This is a genomic window from Frankia gtarii, from assembly GCF_025403375.1.
Taxonomy (GTDB): Bacteria; Actinomycetota; Actinomycetes; order Frankiales; family Frankiaceae; genus Frankia; species Frankia gtarii.
On record NZ_JAMPTM010000460.1, the window covers coordinates 1 to 2,765 of the forward strand.

Sequence of the window (2,765 nt, forward strand, 5' to 3'; positions counted from 1 at the left end):
GGGGTGGCCTTTGTCCTCGGCGGGGGTGGCATCCTCGGCGCGAGCGAGGTCGGCATGCTTGCCGCTCTGTTAGACGCCGGCATCCTGCCCGACCTGGTGGTCGGCACCTCCGTCGGCGCGATCAACGGCGCCGCGGTGGCGGCCGAACCCGCGCCCGCCACGATCGACCGGCTGACCGAGCTGTGGTCGCAGCTAGGCATCTCCGACGTGTTCGCGGGAGGCCCGGCCCGGCGGCTGGCCACCGTTGTCCAGCATGGCCACCTGCACTCCAACGCCCCGCTGCGCGCGCTGCTGCGCACGCATCTGCCAGCCGGGCCGATCGAGGACCTGCCGGTGCGGTTCCAGTGCGTCGCGGCGAGCATCGAACGCGCCGCCGCGCACTGGTTCGACCGCGGGCCGCTCGTCGAGGCGGTGCTGGCCTCCTGCGCGGTCCCGGCGCTGCTGCCCCCGGTGCGGATCGGCGAGGAACACTTCATCGACGGCGGGATCGTCGACAGCAACCCGGTCGGGCGGGCGGTGGAGCTCGGTGCCCACACCGTCTATGTTCTGCACGTCGGCCGGATCGAACGGCCTCTGCAGCCGCCGCGCTGGCCATGGGAGGCCGGCCTGGTCGCCTTCGAGATCGCCCGCCGGCGCGGTTTCACCGAGGCGATGGCCCGGCTGCCCAGCGGTGTCGCCGTCCACGTGCTGCCGGTCGGGGAACGCGGCGCCCCGCTGGTGCCGCTGCGCTATCGCTCGACCTCGGGTCTGAACCGGCGCATCCAGCAGGCCCGCCAGGCCACCGCGGCGTACCTCGACCTCACCGCCGGCGGCCGGGCTCGGCCGATCGATGTCTCCTGACCTGGAGGGTTGACGCCTTGGGCGTTCCACCGTGGGCGATCCGCCGGTTTCTGGTCGACCCGTTGTTCGTGCCACTGGCGGCGGCGCTGGCCCTGGTCGCGGTGGTGGTCGCCGCCCTCGGCCTGCTGGGCGCGCCGGTCGACCGCCGCCTGCGGCTGTCGCGGGCGGCCCTGCTCGCCGCGGTCTACCTGACCGCGGAGGTGGTGCTGATCGTCGTCACGTTCGGGCTGTGGCTGGCCCGGCCGGCCCTCGGTAGCCGGTGGGAGGCTGCGCACCTGTGGCTGCTGCGCCGAACGCTCGCCGTGCTGGTCGCGGCCGCCCGGCGGCTCGTCGGGTTGCGCCTGGAGGTCACCGAGCCGCCCGTGGGGACGGTCGACGCCGGCTCGGGGCCCGTCCTCGTGCTCAGCCGGCACGCCGGGCCGGGGGACTCGTTCGTGCTTGTGCACCTGCTGCTCAGCCGCTACCAGCGGATCCCGCGGGTGGTGCTGATCGACCGGCTTCAGCTCGACCCGGCGATCGACATCCTGCTCGGCCGGCTCGGCGCCTGCTTCCTACGCAACGACGGGTCGGACGACCACGCCGCCGCCCGGATCGGCGAGCTCGCGCGCGGCCTGGGTACCGGTGAGGCACTCGTGATCTTTCCGGAGGGTGCGAACTTCACGCCGTCGCGCCGGCGTCGACTGATCGCCCGGTTGCGGGCGCGCGGCCAGTGGGACCGGGCGGCGGTCGCCGAGGACCTCGACGCCGTCCTGCCCCCGCGGCCCGCCGGGGTGCTCGCGGCGCTCGCCACCGGCCGCATCGCCGCCACGATGATCGTGGCACATGCCGGCCTGGACGAGTTCAGCGCGCCCGGCGAGGTCTGGCGGGCGCTGCCGTTCGCGGCGCCGCTGCTGCTGCGCTGGTGGTGGGTGCCGGCAGCGGAGATCCCGGGCTCCGAACGGGCCCGGCGGCAGTGGCTGACGATGCACTGGGCAGTGGTGAACGCCTGGATCGGCGCTCGGCACGCCGTCGGCGGTGTCGGTGTCGGTGTCGGCGGTGGTGTCGGTGTCGGCGGTGGTGTCGGTGTCGGCGGTGGTGGTGGTGGCGCGAGCCAGCCACCGGCGGCCGACCCGCCGTCGCCGGCAGACCCGGTCAATCCCGTGGTGTAAGTGGCCTCGTCCAGGGGGCGCGATCGTCCTTGGACAGGCGGGCGAGGTCGCAATCCGGACCCGGCAGGCGCTGCCCGGGCTTGCGGGGTGCGGGTTGGTTCCCATGTCGTCTCCGCCCACAGCGTACGAACATGTGTTCGACATCCGAGATGTGTTGTTCTACCGTTGACCCATGGATTTCGACGACGACCTCGGGGACGGCCCTGACCCGCCGGCCCGCCTCGCCACGATCTCCCGGCAGGTCGACGGGCTGCTGGCCGCGCAGGCATGGCAACTGTCGGACAGGGAGTTGGACGGGCTGATCGAGGGGGTGTGCCGGCTGACCGGCCGGGTCGCCGCCGTACGAGGCGCTCTGTTCGTGGAGGCCCAGGACCGCGGGTTCGCCGTGCGCCACGGCGCCACCGACCTCGCGGGTTGGCTACGGGACCGGCTGCGGCTGACCACCCGCGACGCCCGCCGGCAGGTCACCCTCGCCCGCGACAGCACCACCACCGCCACCGCCACCGGCGCGGCTCTGGCCGACGGGACGATCACGGTCGAGCAGGCCGTCGTCATCTGTGACGCGATGCGCACGCTGCCCGCCGGGGTCACCCCCGAGCAGCGGGCCGCCGCCGAACAGGCACTGCTGCGCTTCGCCGACCAGTTCGATCCCCTCCACCTCGTCAAGATCGCCGCCCGCCTGCGCGAAACACTCACCACCATCGACACCTCTCCCGGCGGCGACGACCCCCACGTCGACAGCCACACCGGCGAACACCCCAACCCCAACCACAACCC

Annotated in this window: 3 protein-coding genes; all 3 read left to right on the top strand. The window is 73.8% G+C overall.

Translation table 11 applies throughout. The features are described 5' to 3' along the window. Positions 1 to 3 precede the first annotated feature (3 nt). Positions 4 to 840 (top strand): patatin-like phospholipase family protein, encoded by an 837-nt coding sequence (locus NBZ83_RS31375; protein ID WP_261571302.1) that lies wholly within the window; start codon positions 4 to 6, stop codon positions 838 to 840. A 17-nt stretch (positions 841 to 857) separates the two neighbouring features. Beyond that, entirely contained in the window at positions 858 to 1,988 is a 1,131-nt protein-coding gene (locus tag NBZ83_RS31380; RefSeq protein WP_261576432.1) for a 1-acyl-sn-glycerol-3-phosphate acyltransferase, read from the top strand. A 172-nt stretch (positions 1,989 to 2,160) separates the two neighbouring features. Beyond that, positions 2,161 to 2,765: DUF222 domain-containing protein (locus NBZ83_RS31385; RefSeq protein ID WP_261576433.1), on the top strand; the 605-nt coding region annotated here is incomplete at its 3' end.